This is a genomic window from Streptomyces sp. NPDC053076 (assembly GCF_044546845.1).
GTDB lineage: Bacteria > Actinomycetota > Actinomycetes > Streptomycetales > Streptomycetaceae > Streptomyces.
The window spans coordinates 544,623-565,963 of record NZ_JBITZL010000001.1 but is presented as its reverse complement, the minus strand read 5'-3'; the positions used below and the strand labels follow the sequence as shown (position 1 = coordinate 565,963).

Sequence of the window (21,341 nt, the reverse complement as noted above, 5' to 3'; positions counted from 1 at the left end):
CCCTGCCGGCCGGGGCCCGTGGGGGCGGCCCCGGCCGGCGGGCCGTCGCCGGGTGGGAGGTGGAACGGGGGCACGAGGTCGGCGGGCGCCGCGGAGGCGGGGGTCGACGCGGGGGCTGGAGTCCGCGTGGGGACGGGACTCGACGCGGGGGCCGGACTCGACGTGGACGCGGTACTCGCTGCGGAGGCGAGAGCCGACGTGGCGGCGGGAACGGGCGCGGTGACGGGGGGCTCGGTGCGGGATGTGGTGTGCAGGGCCTCGTACCAGCGCCAGATCAGGACGGCGGCGCCTGGCAGGCTCGCCACGAAGCTCAGCACGCCGTAGACGACGGCGACCGCGACACCGCTGTCCGCGCCGAGTCCCGCGGCGCCGAACGCCCAGGCGGTGACGCCTTCGCGGGGGCCGAAGCCGCCGACGTTCAGCGGCAGGCCCATGGCCACCAGGGCGAGCACCGCTAGCGGCAGCAGCACCGCCACGGGGGCGGCCGAGCCGGCGACCCGGGCCGCCACGACGAACGTGGCCAGATGCCCGGCCAGGACGATCGCCGAGGACAGCGCGACACCGGGCCCGCTCTGCCGGGACGCCAGGCCCTGGCGGGCCTCGCCGAGGGTCTGGCGCAGCGTGCCGCCCCGGCGGGCCGGGGCGCGGTTCATGCGGACGGCGAGTACGACGGCGAGCGTCCCCGCGACGGCCAGGGCGACCAGTGGCGCGAAGCCACGGACCTCGGAGCGCACCGGGGACGGCAGGGTGAGCAGCACCGCCGCGCCGGCCACGGTCAGCGCGATCTGCCCCGCCACCCGCTCCAGGACGACCGCCTTCACCCCGCGCCGTACGTCACCGGCGCTCTGCCCGTGCCGGACCGCCCGGTGCACATCGCCCAGGATCCCGCCGGGCAGGGCCGCGTTCAGGAAGAGCGCGCGGTAGTAGTCGGCGACGGCCGGGCCCAGCGGCAACCGCAGCCGCAGCCCGCGGGCCACCAACTGCCAGCGCCACGCGCTGAAGGCGGTGGTGACCACGCCGATCCCCAGCGCGGCCAGCACCGTCACCGTGTCGATCCGCCGCAGCCCGTCGAGCAGCACACCGGTACCGAGCCGCCACAGAAGGGCGGCGACGATGACGGCACCGGCGAGAGTACCCAGGTGGGTGCGCAGGGCACGGGAGTGCGAGCGCCGGGGGGTGGCGGGCCGCGCGGGACCGGCGGTGGGGTGGGTCCCGACGCTGGGCGGAGCGACGGGAGGCGCTTTGGTGGAGGGCACCCGCGTGGGAGCCGGTGCCGGTGCAGCAGCGGACGGCGCACCCGGCGCAGGAACAGCCGCTGCCGGCTGGATGCGTGACCGTTCCGCCGGTGTCCCGGGCGCGGGTGTGCCGGTGTCGGCCGCCGGGATCAGCCTTGTCGCGGCTGCCGCCGCCCTCGTGCTCACCGTGCCTCGCGCGTCGGCCGGGGCAGCGCCAGCAGGTCGGTGTGGTGGACGGTGACCCGCAGCGTGCCGGCGGCACAGGCGGCGAGCCGTGCGCTCAGGTACCGCTCGGCGGGGCCGCGCAGTTCCGGCCGCTGCTCGACGGCCGCGCCCACCCAGCCGCGCAGCCACTGCTCGGTCAGTGCGGCCTCGTCGGGGCCGAGCCGCCACGGGCTCGGGAGCAGCCGGACCGTCGCCCCGCGCTCGGAGAACGCCTCGCAGGCCACGGTGGCCGCATCCGGGCCGAGCAGCCCGTCGCGCCGCTGGTGGGCGTTGAACGCCTCGGTGATCTCGGTGTCCAGCGGGTCCTCGGGGGTGAGTTCGACGCGCCCCGCGACGGAGAGGGTGAGCAGCGCGGGGCAGCCGGCGCCCGCGCAGGCGTCCGCCAGGGACTCGATCTCCTCGCGGGTGAGGACGTCGAGCAGTGCGGACGCGGTCACCAGGGACGCCCCGGTCAGCACGTCCGAGGTGAGCCGGGAGACGTCACCGCGCCGGGTCTCGACCGTGACACGGCTGCCGTCGGCGGCGGAGCGCGGGGAGGCCACGGCGGCGAAGTGCAGCAGGTAGGGGTCGCGGTCGTGCAGGACCCAGTGCTGGGCGCCGTCCAGGCGGGGCGCGAGCCAGCGGCCCATCGAGCCCGTGCCGCAGCCCAGGTCGTGCACGACCGCTCCACGCGTCCGGTCCGGCAGGTCGGACAGCCGGATGCGCAACGGGTCGAGGAGTTCCCGCGCGCGGGCCGCGGCGTCGGCGCCCTCCCGCAGTTGCAGCCACTCGGGCGCGTACCGCGGCGGCTCCTCGGGTCCCCCGTCCCGCAGCCGTACGGTGGCCCGCTCGCCGGGACCGGCCACGGGCCCGGCACCGGGGATGACCGGCACGGCGGCACCGTCCCCGACAACCCCGGGAACGACCGGCACGGCGGCGCGCTCCCCGACAACACCGGGGATGACCGGCACGGCGGCGCCGTCCCCGACAACCCCGGGAACGACCGGCACGGCGGCGCGCTCCCCGACAACACCGGGGATGACCGGCACGGCGGCGCCGTCCGCGTCAGCGCCGGGGCCCGTCGCCGGCCGAGCGGGAGCGCTCCGCTCCTCCGCCCCCGAAGACCCTCCGGCACCGGGCTCCGCGCCCGGATCGCCCCTACCCACGCCCATGTCCACGACGTCCACGGCCGGTACCTCCTCGCTTCGCGCACTCGCGGCCATCCGCCCGGACTCCCCCTCTGGCGGCCCGGGCTGAACGGGGATCAACCCGTCGGACCGGACCGCGACCTCTGCGCCGCCGTCGCTCATGCCGCCCTCCCCGGGGGTTGCGGAAGACGCTGGAGGACCGTCGCCAGGCTGCGGGCCGTGGTCGCCCAGCCGTCGAGCGCGGCGCGCCGGCCCCGGGCCGCGGCCTTGAGGCGACGGCGTACGTCGGGTTCGCCGAACCAGCCGCGCAGTTCGGCGGCGAGCGCGGCGGGGTCCTCCGGCGGGACGAGAATGCCGGGCACCCCGCCGTCCGGGGCGCGGCCGACCGCCTCGGGCACGCCGCCGACGTCGGTCGCGAGGACCGGGATGCCGCGGGCGAGCGCTTCGGTGACCGCCATGCCGTACGTCTCGGCGTAGGAGGCGAGGACCATCAGGTCGGCCGTGGCGTAGGCGGCGTCGAGGTCGGCGCCGGAGCGCGGGCCGGTCAGGTGCAGCCGGTCGGTGAGGCCGTACCGGGCGATCAGTTCCCGCAAGTGGGCGACGTACCCGGGATCGTGGCCGAGGCCGCCGACGAACTCGCAGGTCCACGGCAGTTCCCGGACCGCCGCGAGCGCCTCCACCAGCCGGTGCTGGCCCTTGCGCGGGGTCACGGCGGCCACGCACAGCAGCCGGGAGACACCGTCGGTGCCGGGCGCGAGGGGCGCGATGTCGGCACCGGGGGCGGCCACGTGCACCCGGCCGGGGGCGAGCCCGTGGTGGGAGACGAGCCGGCGGACCGCCCAGTCACTGGTGGCGATCACCGCGGGCACCGCGCGCAGCACCGCCCGCTCGCGGGTGTCCAGGTCGGCGGCGAGGGCCGGGTCCAGGCCGGTCTCGTCGCCGAGCGGGAGGTGGACGAGGACCGCGAGGCGCAGGCGTCCGGCCTCGGGCAGGACGACCTCCGGGACGCCGCAGGCGACGAGGCCGTCCAGGAGGACGACCGTGTCGTCCGGCAGATCCCGCAGCGTGCGGGCGAGCCCGTCGCGGGCGGTGCCGTCCGGGCGCGGCCAGCCGCCGGGTACGGCGTGCCGGACGACCTGCCAGCCGAAGCCGGGCAGGTCCAGGCAGATCCGGCGGTCGTAGGCGTTGCCGCCGCTGGGCGCGGCCGGGTCGTCGACACCCCCCGGCATCACGAAGTGCACGGTACGCAGGGACATGGGGATGATTCCGGCGTTCTCGGCGGCGAGGGACTGCGCGGGCACGTACGCGAGGCGGGCCCGCTCCACGGTCAGGTCGGTCACAGGTCACGCTCGTAACTCGCCCAGGCGATGTGTGACTCGTGCAGGGTGACCGCGATGCCCGTCAGGCCCTTGGCGCCCTCGCCGAGGGCGCCCTTGTGGACGCGTTCGGCGAGCCGGTCGGCGATGACCTTGGCCAGGAACTCGGTGGAGGTGTTGACGCCGGCGAACTCGGGCTCGTCGTCGAGGTTGCGGTAGTTCAGCTCGGCGGTGATGGCACCCAGCTCCTGCGTGGCCAGGCCGATGTCGACCACGATGTTGTCCTGGTCCAGCTGCTGACGGCGGAACGTCGCGTCCACGAGGAACGTGGCGCCGTGCAGTCGCTGCGCGGGGCCGAACACTTCGCCGCGGAAGCTGTGGGCGATCATGATGTGATCGCGGACGGTGATGCTGAACAACGGACGACCCTCCAGGTGCGGCGCGTCTGGTCCCCCCGCCCTTGCCCGCCGGGGGATGCCGTGTAGTACGGCTCTTCGCTTCCCCTTGTTCAGCCGTCTCTCACTCTTTTCTCAGGTCAGGCCGGTCTCCGCGTACCGGACCCGGTGGCACAGGGCGGGGATCTCGCCGGATGCCAGTCGCGGCAGGACGTCGGGGAGTTCCTCGAAAGCGCTCTCCCCGGTGATGAGCGCGTCCAGCGCGGGGTCGGCGAGCAGGTCCAGGGCGAGCGCCATCCGGTCGGCGTAGCCGCGGCCGGGGCGGGCGGCCGGAGAGACGGTGCCGACCTGGCTGCTGCGTACGGTGAGCCGACGGGAGTGGAACGCCTCGCCGAGCGGCAGGGCCACGCTCCGGTCGCCGTACCAGCTCAGTTCCACGACCGTGCCCTCCGGGGCGAGGAGTTGCAGGGCCCGGGCGAGGCCGGCCTCGGTGGCGCTGGCGTGCACGACGAGGTCGCAGTCACCGGCGGCGTCGGCGGGCGCGGCGAAGTCGACGCCGAGTGCCTCGGCGGTCGTGGCACGGGCCGGGTCGGCGTCCACCAACTGGAGCCGGACACCGGGGAAACGGGCGAGCAGCGCGGCGACCGCACAGCCGACCATGCCGCCGCCGACCACCGCGATCCGGTCACCGATCAGCGGCGTCGCGTCCCACAGGGCGTTCACGGCGGTCTCGACGGTCCCGGCGAGCACGGCGCGCTCGGCGGGCACCCGCTCGGGGACCACGGTGACGGCGCTCACCGGAACGACGTAACGGCTCTGGTGCGGGTACAGGCAGAAGACCGTACGGCCGAGCAGCTCGGCCGGTCCCTCCTCCACCACGCCGACGCTGAGGTAGCCGTACTTCACCGGGGCCGGGAAGTCGCCCTCCTGGAACGGCGCCCGCATCACGGCGTGCTGGCTCTCCGGCACGCCGCCACGGAAGACGAGCGTCTCCGTTCCCCGGCTGACCGCGGAGTACAGGGCGCGCACCAGGACCTCGTCCTGGGCGGGCGCCGCGAGGGTGACGTCGCGCAGCTCTCCGTGGCCGGGCGAGCGGAGCCAGAACGCGCGGGCCGAGCGGTTCATCGGCATCCTCCTGAACGTTCGGGAAGTTGTTCACGTACCGAGTTGTGCACAGGCCGCGCACAGTACGCGGCCTTGATCGACTCTGTCACTCGGCCGGAGGATGTGCGGTGGCCCTGAACAACACGTATGAGGCGAGGCTCCAGCAGGAGACCGCGGTGGGAGCGGGCGTACAGATCCTGCTGCTGGCCCTGCTCGGCTCGGCGATCGGCATGGGGCCGGCCGGCTGGCTGACGGGGCTCGCCTTCGCGTTCGCCACCTGGGCGGTGCTCTCCCGCGCCCTGCACCGCTCCCCGCTCCGCTCCTTCGGCCCCGCGAACCGGGTGACGCTCGGCCGGGCCACGCTGGTCGGCGGGGTGACGGCGCTGGTCGCCGACTCCTTCGAGAGCGCGCCGCCGGTGACGCTGCTGGTCGCCCTGACCGCGGTGGCCCTGTTGCTGGACGGTGTGGACGGCAAGGTCGCCCGCCGCACCGGGACCTCGACCGCGCTCGGCGCCCGCTTCGACATGGAGGTCGACGCGTTCCTGATCCTGGTGCTCAGCGTGTACGTGTCGACGCTGCTCGGGCCGTGGGTGCTGCTGATCGGCGGCATGCGCTACGCGTTCGTCGCCGCCGCCCGCGTCGCGCCGTGGCTGACCGCCCCGCTGCCGCCGTCCTTCGCCCGCAAGACCGTCGCGGCGATCCAGGGCGTCTGCCTGCTCGTCGCGGGTGCGGAGCTGCTGCCCCGCCCGGCGAACCTGGCGATCGTGCTGCTGGCGCTGAGTTCGCTGGTGTGGTCCTTCGGCCGGGACGTGCTGTGGTTGTGGCGCACCTTCCGCACGCCGGCGGAAACACCCGCCGAGCCGAGGCTGCTGGAGCTGGCGGCACACTGAACGCCCCGCCCGTGCACGACCGCACCCAGCGAACGCCAGAACGGTTCGGCGCCGGGCGCGGTCGGATCGGTGTGCAGTGACACGGCACGGTAACCGCCGTCCTCGGCGGTGAAGTCCGTAGCCGTGCCACCGGTTCGCGCGCGTGTCCGGTGCCGAAGGCCCGGTAGACGGTGTCGAGCTCGACGGACCTGGCGCCGTCGAGGTCGCCGGGTGTCGCGGGCCGGATGCTGAAGTCACGCACCGGCACCTCATGGGCGGCAAGACCCCCGTCGCGGTCCTGGGCGGCCTTCCGCTCCTCGGCCGTCGTCGCCACGGGCGGCAGGGCGTGGCCCTCTGGGACGATGGAGCCGCGGTACGAGGAGGGGGACGCGCCCGTCGAGTTCCCCGCCGAGCGCTCCGGCTCCCCCGCCTCATGCCCGGCCCCGCCGTCCGACCAGGAACTGACGACCGCACATGGCTCTCACGTACTCCGCAGGTTCGCTGGTGAACGCCCGTGGGCGGGCCTGGGTGGTGCTCCCGGCTAGCGAGCCCGATCTGCTGGTGCTGCGCCCGCCGGACGGCTCCGACGACGACATCGCCGCCGTGTTCCCCGCTCTCGAGGAGGTCGGGGACGCCGACTCCGCGCCGCCGCACCGGCTGTCGCACGCGTCCCGGTGCGAGGTGGCCGAGGGCGGGGATGCGGCGTCGTGCCGGCTGGAGCCGTGGCGTACGGAGGCCGTCGGCGGCGGCACCCGGGCGCTGGAGCAGCTGCGCCGGAGCGTGCGGGACGCGGTCACCGTGCTGGGCACGGGCTTCCTGCGGCACCCGGAGAACGGCTCGCTGCGCGGGGGCGTCCGCCCCGGGGAGTTGCGGACGGCGCTGCTGCGGCTGGTGTACCGGCTGCTGTTCGTCTTCGTGGCCGAGGACCGGGACGCACTGCTCGCGCCCGACGCGGACCTGCTCGCCCGGGAGCGGTACGAGCGGTACTTCTCGTCGGCCCGGTTGCGGGCCCATGCCCGCGGGCGGCGCGGCACGGCGCACGGCGACCGCCATGAGGCGCTGCGCCTGGTCCTGGCGGCGCTCGGCCGGGAGCAGGGCCGCCCGGAGCTGGGCCTGCCGGGTCTGGGCGGCCTGTTCACCGAGACGGACGCCGATGCCCCGCTGCGCGGTCTGAAGCTGTCCAACGAGGCCCTGCTCGCCGCCGTACGCCATCTGTCCGAGGTGCGCGACGGCGGCTCCGGGCGTCGGTGGGCCGTGCACCACGGGCATCTCGGCGCCGAGGAACTGGGCTCGGTCTACGAGTCGTTGCTGGCGCTGGAGCCCGTGTACAGCGCGGCCGAGCTGCGGTTCAAGCTGATCGAGGCCGCCGGCAACAGTCGCAGAAGCACCGGAAGTTACTACACGCCGGCGTCACTGGTCGAGAGCCTGCTGGAGTCCGCGCTGGATCCGGTGATCGAGGACGCGGTGCGGCGCGGTGAGGAGGCGGCGGCCCGGTCGGGCGGGAGCGATCCGGCCGGGGCGGTCGTGCGCGAGCTGCTGTCCTTGAAGGTGTGCGACCCGGCGTGCGGCTCCGGCCGCTTCCTGGTGGCGGCGGCCCGCCGGATCGCCGAGCGGGTGGCGGCGGTCCGGGATCGCGACCCGGAGCCGCCGCTGGACGCGATCCGCCACGCCCTGCACGAGGTGGTAGCCCGGTGCGTCTACGGCGTGGACCTCAACCCGATGGCCGTGGAGCTGGCGAAGGTCTCGCTGTGGCTGGAGGCGCTGGAGCCGGGCAAACCGCTCGGCTTCCTCGACGCCCACCTCAAGCACGGCAACGGGCTGATCGGCGCCACCCCCAAGCTCCTCGCCGACGGCGTGCCCACCGACGCCTTCAAGCCGGTCGAGGGCGACGACAGGAAGACCGCGGTCGAGCTCCAGAGACGCAACCGGGCGGAGCGCGGCGACCGGGACGAGCGGCCGTCCGGCACCGCACCCGCCGCCGGCGACGGCCGCCACCACCTCCGGGATCTGGCCGACACATGGTGCGCGGCCTTCGTCTGGCCCGAGCGGCCGGGCGCGCCGCAGGCCCCCACGGAGCGGATGTTCCGGGCCCTGCGCGCAGGCGACCGGGCCGCCGTCCCCGACGCTACGCACGCCGAGACACTGCGCCTGCGCGAGGAGTACGGCTTCTTCCACTGGCACCTGGAGTTCCCCGAGGTCTTCCCGGTGCCCGCCTCCGGCGCGGGTGTCCGGCCGGAGACGGGCTGGGCGGGCGGCTTCGACGCGGTGCTGGGCAACCCGCCGTGGGAGCGGGTCAAGCTCCAGGAACAGGAGTTCTTCGCCGGGCGCAGCCCCGCGATCGCGCGGGCGAAGAACGCGGCGGCACGCAAGCGGGCCATCGCCGAACTGCGACGGGACCCGGAGGGGCGGCGGCTGCTGGAGGAGTTCGAGGCGGCCAAGCGCCGCTCCGAGGGCGAGAGCCACTTCCTGCGCACCAGCGGCCGGTACCCGCTGACCGGCCGGGGCGACATCAACACGTACGCCGTCTTCGCGGAGACCGACCGCACGCTGACCGGGCCGCGCGGGCGCACCGGGATCATCGTGCCGACCGGCATCGCGACGGACGCGACCACCCGGTTCTTCTTCAAGGACCTGCTCACGCACGGCCGGCTGGCCGCCCTGTACGACTTCGAGAACGAGGACCGGGTCTTCCCCGGCGTCCACAACCAGCTGCGGTTCTGTCTGCTCACGCTGCGCGGCACCGGGGACACGACCGAGCCGGCGCAGCTGGTGTTCAAGGTGCGCCAGGCCGCGCAGATCGCCGAGCGCCGCTACCGGCTGACGGCGGACGACATCCTGCGGATGCACCCCAACACCGGTACCTGCCCGGTGTTCAGCAGCCGCCGGGACGCCGAGATCACGCTGGGGATCTACCGCCGGGTGCCGGTGCTCGTGGACGAGTCGCGCGAGGACGGCAATCCGTGGGGGGTGTCGTTCCTGCGCATGTTCGACATGGCGAACGACTCCGCCGCCTTCCGGCCCGACGCGCAGGCCGGCGAGACCCTCGACAACCTCCTGGAGGAGGGCTGGAACCTGAAGGGCAACGTCCTGGTGCGGGGAGAGGAGCGGCTGCTGCCGCTGTACGAGGCCAAGATGCTGCACCACTACGACCACCGTTTCTCCACGTACGAGGGCGCCACCGAGAAGCAGCTCAACAAGGGCACGCTGCCCCGGCTCACCGCGGAGCGGCACGAGGACGCGGCGGCCTGCCCCATGCCGCGCTACTGGGTACCCGAACGGGACGTGTGCACAGGCGGGTTCAGCCGACGGGGCCGGGAGATCCGGGTGGCGGGAGTCCGCTCGCGGCTGGCCGCCCGGGGTTGGGAGCGGGACTGGGTGCTCGGCTGGCGGGACATCACCAACAAGAGCAACGAACGCACCATGATCTGCGCGCTCGCGCCCGCCCACGGCTTCGGCCACAAGTTCATGCTCGCGCTCGCGGACGAGGCCGCCCTGCTGGCGTGCGTGTGGTCCTCGTTCGTCCTGGACTACGCGGCCCGCCAGTCCATCGGCGGGACCTCCATGAGCTACTTCGTGGTCCGCCAGCTCCCGGTCCCCGCGCCGCGGACCCTGGCCCGGCACGCCGGCTTCCTCCTGCCTCGTCTGACCGAACTCACCTACACCGCGCATGATCTGGGCGCCCTGGCCCGCGAACTCGGTGACAAAGGCGCCCCGTTCCGCTGGGACCCGGACCGCAGGGCGGTACTGCGGGCGGAGCTGGACGCCTTCTTCTTCCACCTGTACGGCGTCTCCCGCGACGACACTGCGTACGTGCTGGACACCTTCAACGTCACCCGGGACAACGACGTGCGCCGGTACGGCCGTTATCGCACCAAGGATCTGGTCCTCGCCGAGTACGACCGCATGGCCGCCGCCGGTCTCGCCACCGGCACCCCTCTCGTGGACGGGCAGAACCACACGTCCGCGCTGGACCCGCCACCGGGCCGGGGCCCGCGGCACCCGGCCCCCTGAGCGAGCCACCGGCCGAGCGGGCGTGGACCGCGCGCCGGATCAGCCCTTCTGCTCGACCCGCACCCAGTCGATCTCGGCCCGCACTCCCCCGGACGCGATCCTGTCGACGCTGGGCTGCGGAAGGCCCCAGTAGGGAGTGGTGACCTTGTTCCAGCCGGCCGGGTAGGCGCCGCCGAGGGCGAGGTTCAGGATGACGTACTGGTTGTGGTCGAAGACCCACTGGCCGCGGGTGGACTCCAGCTTGTTGCGGGTCGTCTCCTGGACCAGGCGGTCGTCGACGGAGAAACGCAGCGCCGTGGGGGTCCACTCCACGGCGTAGGTGTGCCACTGGTCGGCCGTGCCGCCGTTCGGGTAGGTCTGGCGGGCGCCGATGTTGCCGTCGGCCGAGTAGCCGGGGCCGTGCAGCGCCGTGCTGGTCCAGTCCGGGTAACCGATGTTCTCCATGATGTCGGTCTCGCCGGAGGCCGGCCAGGAGACGGCGGGGTCGTCGACGTTGCTGCCGAGCAGCCAGAAGGCGGGCCAGAACCCGTCGCCGACCGGCAGTTTCATCCGGGCGCTGACCTTGCCGTACGTGAAGTCGAAGTGGGTGTTGGTGTCGATGCGGCCGGAGGTGAAGTCGTAGGTGCCGCCGCCCGCCCGGGTGCAGCCCTTGCAGTACTTCGCCTTCAACAGCAGGCTGCCGTTCTGGGTGCTGATGGTGTCGGTGGAGTCGACGTATGCCTGGGACTCGCCGTTGACCGGACCCATCTCGGTGCCGGTGCGCACCACGCGCCACTTGGAGCGGTCGAGGGCCGCGCCGGTGAAGTCGTCGAAGAAGGTGGTGCGGTAGGCGCCCGACGGGTCGGCGGGGAGGGCGGGGTAGGCGGCGGCGCTGCCGCCCGTGCCCCACACCTGGAACTCGTAGAGCGAGTAGCCGAACTGGGCGGTGGTGGGTGCCGGGTTGTAGAAGGATCGGCGTTCCTTGCCGAGCATGCGGACGTAGCGTCCGGTCGCGGGCGAGGCCAGCCTGACCGTGTCGTGCAGCCCGCCGCGTCGCCCGGCGCCCTGACGTCGGCGCGGCGGGCCGCGATGTCGGCGGCCGACGGCTCGTACACCGTGCGCCAGGTGCGGTTGTCGTCGGACACCTGGATGAGGTAGTCGACGGCGTAGGCCGACTCCCAGTACAGGTCCACGGTGTCGATCGTGGACGGTGCGCCGAGGTCCACCGACACCCACCGGTCCTTGTTCCAGTCGCTCGACCAGCGGCTGGAGTCGCCCCGGAGGTCGGCGGGCCAGCCCCCGTCGGTCAGGAAGGCCGGCGAATGCCCGGCGTCCTGGTAGTGGTCGGAGTAGGCGGGGTGGTTGAGGGCCAGGTTGGCGCGGGCCGTCGACGCCGCTGCCGGTTCGCCGCCGTAGACCTTGAGGTTCCACAGTGAGTAGCCGTAGGGCGTGGCGCGTTCCAGGCCGCGCAGGCGGACATAGCGGCCGGTGACCTCCTGTGGGTAGGTGTGCGCGGTGACCGAACCGCCGGTGCCCGCGGTCTCGGTGAAGAAGGGCGTCCAGTCGGTGCCGTTCCTGGACACCTCCAGGACGTAGCGCTTGCCGTAGGCGGCCTCCCAGTCGAGGACCACGCGGTCGACCCGGATCACGGAGCCGAGGTCGACGCGGATCCAGGCGTCGTCGGCGAAGTTACTGGACCAGCGGGTGGCGCCGTTGCCGTCGAGGGCGAGGCCGGGGCCGGTGCCGGCGTTCTCGCTGCCGGAGGCGGTGACGGCGGCCGGGTTCACCGCGTAGGCGGCGGCCGCCCGGTCGGTGTCCCAGGCGGCGGCGGTGGGGGCCGCGGACGCGGGGGCGGCCAGGAGCGGACCTGAGCACAGCAGGGCTGTGGCGGCCAGGGCCGCGAGCAGGGGGCGGGGGACGCGGGTTCGCATGTGGCTCTCCTTGCGGGGTGGAGGTGCACTGCTGGTCCATGACACAAGCCAATGTCACGTACATGACATAAATGGGGTTGCGCGGGCCGGTGGACACGGGCTCCCCGCTCGTGTCCACCGGCCGGCCGGGCCGGGCTCAGGCGGCCCGGCGGGTCTGGCCGCGGTGCACGCGGACGATGTCGGCGTACCGGCGGCCGCTGCCCTTGATCGTGCGGACCTGCGTGCGGTAGTCGACGTGGACCAGGCCGAACCGCTTGTCGTAGCCGTAGGCCCACTCGAAGTTGTCCAGCAGCGACCAGGCGAAGTAGCCGGCCAGCGGGGCTCCCCTGCGAACGGCCGAGGCACAGGCCGCGAGGTGGCGCTCCAGGTAGTCCTGGCGCTCGGGGTCCTCCACACTGCCGTCGGGGCGCACCACGTCCGGGAAGGCGGATCCGTTCTCGGTGACGTAGATCCTGCGGGCGCCGTACTCCTCGGTGAGCCGGAGCAGCAGCGTCTCGATGCCGGACGCGTCGATCTCCCAGTCCATCCCCGTACGCGGGACGCCCTCGCGCCGGATGGAACGGACGTACGGCGCGGGCCCCTCGGGGTCGTCGGCGACGTACGCCGGGAAGTAGTAGTTCAGGCCCAGCCAGTCGAGCGGGGCGGCGATGGTGGCCAAGTCCTTTTCGTCCAGCGGCAGTTCCACACCATAGGTCTCCACCATGTCGGCCGGGAAGCCGCGGCCGTGCACCGGGTCGAGCCACCAGCGGTTGACATGGCCGTCGTGCCGGCGGGCCGCCGCCACGTCCTCGGGGCGGTCGCTGGCCGGGTGCACGGTGGAGAGGTTGTTGACGATGCCGATCCGCGCGCCGGGAGCGGCCGCCCGGATCGCCTGGGTGGCGAGGCCGTGGCCCAGGAGCAGATGGCAGGAGGCGCGGACGGCCGCGGTGAGGTCGGTGAAGCCGGGGGCCATCTTGCCTTCCAGGTGGCCGATCCAGGCCGAGCACGAGGGCTCGTTGAGGGTGGCCCACAGGCCCACGCGGTCGCCGAGCCGGGTCGCGACGGCCTCCGCGTACTCGGCGAACGCCAGGGCGGTGTCCCGCTCCGGCCAGCCCCCGCGGTCCTGGAGCGCCTGCGGCAGATCCCAGTGGTAGAGGGTGACGGACGGGGTGATGCCCGCCTCCAGCAGGGCGTCCACCAACTCGTCGTAGAAGCCGAGCCCCTTGGGGTTCACCGGTCCGGTGCCGCCGGGGATCACGCGGGGCCAGGCCACGGACAACCGGTAGCCGTCGACACCGAGTTGCCGCATCAGGCCGATGTCCTCGCGCCAGCGGTGGTAGTGGTCGCAGGCGACGTCGCCGTTGTCATCGTTCGCGATCTTCCCGGGGGTGTGGGAGAAGGTGTCCCAGATCGAGGGCGAACGGCCGTCCTCGGCCACGGCTCCCTCGATCTGGTACGCCGCTGTGGCCGTGCCCCACAGGAAGTCGTGCGGGAAGGCGGCGAGGTCGATGCGTTCGGACACGGAAGTTCCTTCGTGATCAGGGGTGGTGGTCACTTGACCGCGCCCGCCGTCAGACCCGTGACGAGATAGCGCTGGAGCAGCAGGAAGCCGGCCACCACAGGCACGCTGACGACCAGCGAGGCGGCCATGATCTGGTTCCAGTAGACGTCGTTGAGGGTGGAGTAGCCCTGGAGGCCGACGGCGAGGGTGCGGGTGGTGTCGTTGGTCATGACGGACGCGAAGAGCACTTCGCCCCACGCGGTCATGAAGGCGTAGACGGCGACCGCGACGATGCCGGGGATCGCGGCCGGCACCACGATCCTGAGCAGGGCGCGGAGCGGGCCGCAGCCGTCCACCAGTGCCGCCTCGTCCAGGTCGCGCGGCACCGAGTCGAAGTAGCCGATCAGCATCCAGATGGAGAACGGCAGCGAGAAGGTGAGGTACGTGAGGATCAGGCCGCCGCGGGAGCCGAACAGGGCGATGCCGGTGGTGTTGCCGATGTTGACGTAGATCAGGAACAGCGGGAGGAGGAAGAGGATGCCGGGGAACATCTGCGTCGACAGCACCGTCACCGTGAAGACGCGCTTGCCCCGGAAGTCGTAGCGGCTGACGGCGTAGGCCGCGAACACGGCGATGACGACCGAGAGGACCGTCGCCGCGCCCGCCACGATCAGCGAGTTCATGAAGTACTCGGCGAGCGGGACCGTCGACCAGATGTCGATGTACGGGCGGGCGGTCAGACCGCTCGGCAGCCAGCGGAACCTGCCGGTGACGTCCGCGAGGGGCTTCAGCGAGCTGGAGACCATCACGTACACCGGGATCAGCACGAACCCGGTGAGCAGGGTGAGGAAGATCCGGCGCGACCACAGGAACGACCGTGGCGGTGCCATCGGCGAGCGGGTGCTAGACATCGGCGGCCCTCCGTCCGCGCGAGGTGAACAGCAGGTACACGCCGGTGACGACGAGCAGGAAGAACAGCAGCAGGACGGACATGGCGGACCCGGTGCCGAAGTTCCAGGTGACGAAGGACGCCTGGTAGATGTGGACCGAGATGAGGTCGGCGGCCTCGGGGGCGGACTTGCCGAACAGCACGTACGGCGTGTTGAAGTCGTTGAACGTCCACAGGAACAGCACCAGGACCAGGACCTGGTTGACCGGACGCAGCGAGGGCAGGGTGATGCGGCGGATCTGCTGCCACGTCCCGGCGCCGTCCAGCGCGGCGGCCTCGTACAGCTCCCGGGGGATGTTCTGCAGTCCGGCCATCACGATGAGGAAGGCGAACGGCCAGCCCTTCCATACCGACACGGTCAGCAGGGCGTAGAAACTGTTGTCACCGATGAGCCAGAAGGAGCGTTCGTCGGTGAGGTGCAGCTGGTCGTGCAGGACGTGGTTCACCAGGCCGTTGTCGTGCTGGAACATGAACACCCAGGTGATGACGGCCGCGTAGACGGGCAGCGCGTACGGCACCAGGAAAAGGGCTCGGAGCAGTCCGCGGCCGCGGAAGGTGTCCTGCATGAAGACCGCGGCGGCGGTGCCGATCAGCCAGCACAGGCCGACCGACAGCAGGGTGAAGCCGACGGTGACGAAGAAGGAGTGCAGCAGGGCCTCGCCGACGGGGGCGTCGAAGTCCACCGACACCTTGTAGTTGCCGAGACCGGACCAGGGGGCGGTGCCCCAGTCACGGATGTAGAACTGCGTGAGTTCCTTGAAGCTCATCACGATGCCGATGACCATCGGCACCAGGTGGACGAGGAGTTCGAGCAGCAGGGCGGGCAGGAGCAGCAGATACGGCAGGGAGACGCGGCGCAGCCGCCCGGGGCGGCGGCGTGTTTCGCGCGCCGCCCCGGGGACTGCCTGCCGCACCGGCTCCTTGAAGGCGGTGGTCGTCATCTTCTGGCTCACGCCGCCGGCATCTGCTGCTGGGCCTTCTCGAGCTTCGCCTTGACCGAGTCGGCGGTCACCGCGCGCCCGGCGGCGACGTCGGCGAACAGGTCCTTGACGGCGGTACCGACCGCCGTCTCGAACTGCGACTCGGACGCGACCTGCGGCAGGGCCGCCGCGCTGGTGGCGAGGGTGTTCTTCAGCACCGCGGTGGCCGGGGTGCTGAACGCGGCGTCCGACTGCGCGGACTTGACCGGCGGGATGGAGCTGTAGGCCGTGTTGAGGATCTTCTGCTCCGCGTCGGAGGTCATGAACTTCACGAACCGCGTGGCGCCGTCGACGTTGTCGGTGTTCTTGAAGACGGCCATGTTGATGCCCATGACCGCCGAGTTGACCTGTGTGCCGGAGCCGGGCGTACCGGAGATCACCGGTACCGGCGCGATGCCGTAGGCGTCCTCGCTCATGCCCTGGGACTTGAGGTTGGCGGCGGCCGACTGCCACAGCAGCATCGCCTGCTTGCCCTTGGCGAAGTCGCTCACCGACTGGTTCTGCGCGTACTCGGCGTCACCGGTCGGGATCGCCTTGTCCTTGGCCATCAGGTCGACGTAGCTCTTGACCGCCTCGACCACCTTGGGGCTGGTGAAGTCGGGCTTTCCGTCGGCGGTGAAGAACTCGGCGCCGTGCTGCTTGGCGAAGACGAAGACGTGGTGGATGTTCTCCGACAGGTTCGAGCCCTCGGCGCCGAGCGCGGACTTGCCCTTGGCCTGGATCTTCTTGCTGTCGGTCCGCAACTCGTCCCAGGTGGCCGGGGGCTTGGAGATGCCCGCGTCGGCGAAGATCTGCTTGTTGTAGTAAAGGGCGTACGCCATCGAGTACAGCGGGACCGCGGCGGGGTCCTTCCCCTCGGCGCCGGTCGAGCCGAGCGCGGTGTCGGCGAACCGGTCCCTGCCGCCGATCTTGGCGAAGTTCTTCGCGTCCCACGGCAGCAGCGCGCCGGTCGCCTGCAGGGAGGCGCTCCAGGTATTGCCGATGTTCAGCACGTCCGGCCCCTGGCCCGAGGTGGTCGCGGTCAGGATCCGGTTGAGCAGATCCGACCAGGGCACCACCTCCAGCTTCACCTTGATGCCGGTCTGCTTCTCGAACTTGTCGAGCTCGGGCTGGAGAACCTTCTTGTCCACCGCCACACTGGCACCCTGGTTGGAGGCCCAGTACGTCAGCGTCTTCGGGGAGTCGTTCGACCCGCCGCCGGCGGACGAGCCGCCCCCGCAGGCCGTGGCCGCGAGGGCGAGTGACAGGGTGACGGCCCCTACGGCCGCGGCTCGGATGCTGCGCATGGCTCCCGGTGTCCCTTCGGGGGTTGCACTCATGACTTAATTTAGGACGTGAGTTAATCCGCACGAGAGGCACTCGTCAAGGGATTCGACAGCCCGATCCGCTCCGGACCGGCCGCGGGCGCCCGTCCGTGGTCGGCGTCCAGCACGCCGAGGTCTTCCCGAGGAGACCTCTGCGCCCCTGCACGGCCTCCCGGTCTCAGCCATGTGCGCGCGGCGGGTCCGCCCCCGGGACGCTGTGGCCCCGGACGACGGCGTGAACGCTCGGAGGCCGCATGAACCGCGCTTGTGCGGCCGTCAATGGCACGCCGGTCGTCCGAGCGTGGGCGCATCCGCGATGGGTTCGCCGAGCAGGAGTGCGGCGACCGCCTCCGGGGCCTCGTGCATCGCGTCGTGGCCGGTCGGGAGGTCGTGGACCCGCCATTCGGGATCGGCCAGGAGCCGGGTGCGCAGTTCGGCGAACGGCGTCCGGGCCTCCCATCCCGAGCAGTAGACGAACTCCCGGCGGGGGACGTGGGCGAGCGTGCCGGTGAGCCGGATCGTCTGCAGGAACGAGGCCAGGGGATGGGGACGACGGCGGGGATCGCCGCCGTCCGGCGGTCGGACGGCATAGCCGGTGGTGGCGGCGCCGGCAGCGAACGCTTCCCGGTAGCGCTCGGTCGTTGACGACCAGCACGACTCGCCGTCGCGCGGTACGTAGGCGTCGAGATGCACCAGTCGCGAGATCCGGCCGTCAGCGCGATCGGCGGCGGCGGCGATCACCATCCCGCCGTAGCTGTGGCCGACCAGCGTCGCGCTGGTGACGCGGGAGCGGTCGAGGAGCCGCAATACGTCGTCGGCGTGCGTGTCGAGGTTGGCGGTCGCGACCGTCGCGTTGTCGTCGTCCGGCCGCAGACCGGTCAGGGTCAGGGCGTGAACGGCATGGCCGGCCCGCTCCAACAGCGGAACCACCGCCTCGAACGACCAGGAGCCGTGCCAACCGCCGGGCACGAGGACGAACGTCGCCATGCGTTTCTCCCTCTCTCGAACCGTGGCATCGAAGCACGCTGCCTCGACGACATGTGGTGCGGTCGGGCGCTTGGCGCGACTGAAGACCACTCCACATGGAGGCAGTGTCACCAGATCAAGGTGTGGCTTCCTACCGCTACGATGCCAACCGATGCCCGTTCGCCGCCAACCTCGCCGGACCGCCGGTGTGACGTCACACGTGTGGCCGTCCGGCGGCCGCCACCTCTGGCCGTCCGGCGAAACGAGCGCAGTGCAGTCGCATGCACGGGGCCACCTGGTATACGCAGCCGGCGGCGTCCTGACGGTTCACACCGAGCGCGGCACGTCGATCGTTCCCGCCGACCGGGTCGCCTGGACCCCCGCCGAGTTCACGCACTACCACCGCGCCCACGGCGACACCGACATGCGGATCGTCTTTCTCGCGCCGTCCCTCGCCCGGCTCCTATCGGACCATCCCGCCGTGTTCCATGCCTCCGGCCTCGCCCGCGAGGTCCTGCTCGCCCTGACCGGCCCCCGCAACCACGGCGGCGCCTCCCCTGACTACAGCCGCTCCGCGCGTTCGCGCCTGATTCGCGTCCTCGTCGAGGAACTCCGCGAAGCACACGAACAGCCACTGCACCTGCCGGAGCCACGGGACGACCGGCTGCAAGCCATTGCCCGGATGCTGTACGAGACGCCGGCGGACAACGCCACGCTGGCCGAACTCGGAAAGGCGATCGGAGCCAGCACCCGTACCCTCAGCCGACTGTTCCGCAACGAACTCGGCATGACCTTCTACGAGTGGCGCACGCAGCTACGCATCTACCACGCGCTCGTACTCCTCGCCGACGGCCACGACACCACCCGCACCGCCTATGCCTGCGGATGGGCGAACCCGAGCAGCTTCATCTCGGCGTTCACCGACATCATCGGAACGACCCCGGGCCGTTACCGGAACAGTCGCCGCACCACCGCCCCCGCGTCTCGACTCCCGACGGTGGTCAAGTCCTCGGGGTGATGCGGGCACTACCGGGCGGCCATGGCGGCACCCCCCGGAAGCGGCCCGCACCACGGGCCACGGCGGCTCGTGGTGCGGGCCGGCGCGAGGGTCTCACGCCTCACGGGACGCGGTCGCCGGAGCCGGCCCCGTACCGGACCGCAGCCGGCTCCTCACCGGACCGCAGCCGGCTCCTCACCGGACCGGTGCCGTGGCCGGTGCCTGCGCGTAGCCCGCGGGCCGGCTGGTGAAGGTGCCCCGGCCTTTGGTGCGCCCGCGCAACCGGGTGGCGTAGCCGAACAGTTCGGCCAGCGGCACCGTCGCGGTCAGGACGGACGCGCCACCGCGGGTCTGCGAACCGCCGACCCGGCCGCGCCGGGCCGCCAGGTCCCCGAGGACCCCGCCGACCGCGTCCTCCGGCACGGCCACCGTGACCTCGGCGACGGGTTCCAGCAGCACCACCGCGCACGCCCGCAGGGCCGCGCGGAGGCCGAGCCGGCCGGCGGTGCGGAACGCCGTGTCGGAGGAGTCCTTCACATGCGTGGAACCGTCGGTGAGCGTGACCCGCAGCCCGGTCACCGGGTGCCCGCCGAGCGGTCCCTCGGCCAGGGCGTCCCGGCACCCGGCCTCCACCGCGCGCACATACTCCTGCGGTACCCGCCCGCCGACCACGGCGGACCGGAACTCGAAGCCGGTGACGCCCGGTCCGGGGCCGAGCGGCTCCACGTCCAGGACGACATGCGCGAACTGCCCCGCTCCGCCGTCCTGTTTGACGTGACGGAACACGAAGCCGCGCACACCGCCGGTGACGGTCTCCCGGTAGGCGACCCTGGGACGGCCCACGGTGACCTCCGGCCCGCCGTCGCGGCGGACCTTCTCCACCGCGACCTCCAGGTGCAGTTCGCCCATCCCGGACAGCACGGTCTGCCCGGTCTCGGCATCGGTACGCACCACCAGCGAGGGGTCCTCCTCGGCGAGCCGGGCGAGGGCCGCCGCGAGCCGCCCGGTGTCCGTGCCGCGCCGCGCCTCGACCGCCACGGACACCACCGGTTCGGCGGTCACGGGTGGCTCCAGCAGCAGCGGGGCGCCGGGGTCGCACAAAGTGGTGCCGGTCCGGGCCGACTTCACGCCGACGAGCGCGACGATGTCCCCGGCGACCGCCCGGTCCAGCTGGACGTGCCGGTCCGCCATGACCCGCAGGATCCGCGCCACCCGCTCGGTGCGCCCGTTGCCCGGGTCTTGCACGGTGTCCCCCTTCTCGATCGTGCCCGAGTAGACGCGCACATGGGCCAGGCGCCCGGTGGAGTTCGCGCTCACCTTGAACACAAGCCCCGCGAAGGGCGCTTCGGGATCGGCGGCCCGCCGCTGTTCGGCGCCCTCGTGGACACCGCGCACGGCGGGTACGTCCAGCGGCGACGGCAGGTAGGCCACCACCGCGTCCAGCAGCGGTTCGATACCGCGGTTGCGGTAGGCGGAGCCGCACAGCACGACCACGCCGTCCCCGCTGCGGGTGAGGTCGCGCAGGGCCGCGGTGAGGGTGGCTGCCGAGAGCGTCTCGCGGTCGCAGAACTCCTCCAGGGCGGCCGGATGCCGTTCCGCCACCGCCTCTTCCAGTGCGCGCCGCCGCCGTACCGCCTCCTGGCGCAGTTCCTCGGGCACCGCGCCCGCCACGGCCGTGCTCTCCCCGTCACGCCACACCAGCGACCGCATCCGCACCAGGTCCACCACACCGATGAAGCCGTCCTCGGTGCCGATCGGCAACTGGACGACGAGCGGGGCGGGATGCAGCCGGTCACGGATCGAGGCGACGGCCCGGTCGAGGTCGGCGCCCGCGCGGTCGAGCTTGTTGACGAAGGCGATTCTCGGGACGCCGTACCGGTCGGCCTGGCGCCACACGGACTCGCTCTGCGGCTCGACCCCGGCGACGGCGTCGAACACGGCGACCGCCCCGTCGAGGACGCGCAGCGACCGCTCGACCTCGTCGGCGAAGTCGACGTGCCCGGGGGTGTCGATGAGGTTGATGCGATGGCCGTCCCAGGCACAGCTGACCGCGGCGGCGAAGATGGTGATGCCCCGGTCGCGTTCCTGCGGGTCGAAGTCGGTGACGGTGGTGCCGTCGTGCACCTCGCCCCGCTTGTGGGTGGTGCCCGTCGCGTACAGGATCCGTTCGGTGACGGTGGTCTTGCCGGCGTCGACGTGGGCGAGGATGCCGAGGTTGCGTATGACGGCGAGGGTGTCGATGCGGTTGCGCACGGCCCGGTGCCTTTCGGGAAGTGGTCCTGGAAGAGGGCAGCGCGATTCCCCGTGTGCCGAGCGGGGCGGACGGTACGGCGGCCGGGCCGGTGCCGGGCGGGCCGCAGGGGTCAGCGGGTCGTCACGGGTATCCGGTGCCGGCCGCGCAGCGGGCACCGGACGGACGAGGACACCAGGATCACCTCGGTCCGCGCGGGGGGAACGACGACGACGGTACGGT

13 protein-coding genes and 2 pseudogenes are annotated in these 21,341 nt (G+C 72.7%); 3 read left to right on the top strand and 12 right to left on the bottom strand.

Annotated features, from left to right (window positions below; genetic code table 11):
• Positions 1-299: 299 nt before the first annotated feature.
• From ACIGYR_RS02435 to ACIGYR_RS02415, 5 genes and pseudogenes are all read right to left on the bottom strand, one after another.
• Positions 300-1,256, bottom strand: a pseudogene (locus tag ACIGYR_RS02435) (lysylphosphatidylglycerol synthase transmembrane domain-containing protein); the annotation flags it as partial.
• A gap of 161 nt (positions 1,257-1,417) precedes the next feature.
• Positions 1,418-2,626: a class I SAM-dependent methyltransferase gene (locus tag ACIGYR_RS02430; protein WP_399604274.1), complete on the bottom strand. Its 1,209-nt coding sequence runs from the start codon at positions 2,624-2,626 to the stop codon at positions 1,418-1,420.
• Between the two features lie 119 nt (positions 2,627-2,745).
• Complete coding sequence (locus ACIGYR_RS02425) at positions 2,746-3,927, bottom strand: glycosyltransferase family 4 protein (protein ID WP_399604277.1); 1,182 nt, start codon at positions 3,925-3,927, stop codon at positions 2,746-2,748.
• A complete protein-coding gene (locus tag ACIGYR_RS02420; protein WP_399604279.1) occupies positions 3,924-4,322 on the bottom strand; it encodes a 6-pyruvoyl trahydropterin synthase family protein in 399 nt (132 codons plus the stop codon). The genes ACIGYR_RS02425 and ACIGYR_RS02420 overlap by 4 nt, the downstream gene beginning before the upstream one ends.
• Before the next feature lie 111 nt (positions 4,323-4,433).
• Positions 4,434-5,423 carry a zinc-binding alcohol dehydrogenase gene (locus tag ACIGYR_RS02415; protein ID WP_391841887.1) on the bottom strand — a complete coding sequence of 330 codons (990 nt, stop codon included), beginning with the start codon at positions 5,421-5,423 and terminating at the stop codon, positions 4,434-4,436.
• Positions 5,424-5,530: 107 nt separating this feature from the next.
• Between ACIGYR_RS02415 and ACIGYR_RS02410 the strand changes: the two genes are divergently transcribed.
• Both ACIGYR_RS02410 and ACIGYR_RS02405 read left to right on the top strand, forming a co-directional pair.
• On the top strand, positions 5,531-6,292 hold the full coding sequence (locus ACIGYR_RS02410; protein WP_399604282.1) for a CDP-alcohol phosphatidyltransferase family protein: 762 nt from the start codon (positions 5,531-5,533) through the stop codon (positions 6,290-6,292).
• 453 nt (positions 6,293-6,745) lie between these two features.
• Positions 6,746-10,282, top strand: coding sequence for an Eco57I restriction-modification methylase domain-containing protein (locus ACIGYR_RS02405; protein WP_399604285.1), 3,537 nt, complete (start codon positions 6,746-6,748; stop codon positions 10,280-10,282).
• A 39-nt stretch (positions 10,283-10,321) separates the two neighbouring features.
• Here ACIGYR_RS02405 and ACIGYR_RS02400 read toward each other — a convergent pair.
• From ACIGYR_RS02400 to ACIGYR_RS02375, 6 genes and pseudogenes are all read right to left on the bottom strand, one after another.
• Positions 10,322-12,192 (bottom strand): annotated as a pseudogene (locus ACIGYR_RS02400) (discoidin domain-containing protein).
• A gap of 136 nt (positions 12,193-12,328) precedes the next feature.
• The gene (locus tag ACIGYR_RS02395) at positions 12,329-13,693 is read right to left on the bottom strand and encodes a GH1 family beta-glucosidase (RefSeq protein ID WP_399604287.1); all 1,365 of its coding nucleotides are present in this window, start codon (positions 13,691-13,693) and stop codon (positions 12,329-12,331) included.
• Between the two features lie 29 nt (positions 13,694-13,722).
• A complete protein-coding gene (locus ACIGYR_RS02390) occupies positions 13,723-14,562 on the bottom strand; it encodes a carbohydrate ABC transporter permease (protein WP_399604763.1) in 840 nt (279 codons plus the stop codon).
• Between the two features lie 13 nt (positions 14,563-14,575).
• The gene (locus tag ACIGYR_RS02385; RefSeq protein WP_399604765.1) at positions 14,576-15,562 is read right to left on the bottom strand and encodes a carbohydrate ABC transporter permease; all 987 of its coding nucleotides are present in this window, start codon (positions 15,560-15,562) and stop codon (positions 14,576-14,578) included.
• An 8-nt stretch (positions 15,563-15,570) separates the two neighbouring features.
• Positions 15,571-16,887, bottom strand: coding sequence for an ABC transporter substrate-binding protein (locus tag ACIGYR_RS02380; RefSeq protein WP_399604289.1), 1,317 nt, complete (start codon positions 16,885-16,887; stop codon positions 15,571-15,573).
• A 294-nt stretch (positions 16,888-17,181) separates the two neighbouring features.
• Positions 17,182-17,892 (bottom strand): alpha/beta fold hydrolase, encoded by a 711-nt coding sequence (locus ACIGYR_RS02375; protein WP_399604292.1) that lies wholly within the window; start codon positions 17,890-17,892, stop codon positions 17,182-17,184.
• Between the two features lie 250 nt (positions 17,893-18,142).
• On the opposite strand from ACIGYR_RS02375, the gene ACIGYR_RS02370 reads away from it, so the two are divergent.
• Positions 18,143-18,889 carry an AraC family transcriptional regulator gene (locus tag ACIGYR_RS02370; RefSeq protein WP_399604295.1) on the top strand — a complete coding sequence of 249 codons (747 nt, stop codon included), beginning with the start codon at positions 18,143-18,145 and terminating at the stop codon, positions 18,887-18,889.
• Between the two features lie 174 nt (positions 18,890-19,063).
• Here ACIGYR_RS02370 and fusA read toward each other — a convergent pair whose 3' ends face one another.
• Positions 19,064-21,121: an elongation factor G gene (gene fusA, locus ACIGYR_RS02365; protein ID WP_399604296.1), complete on the bottom strand. Its 2,058-nt coding sequence runs from the start codon at positions 21,119-21,121 to the stop codon at positions 19,064-19,066.
• Between the last annotated feature and the right edge of the window lie 220 nt (positions 21,122-21,341).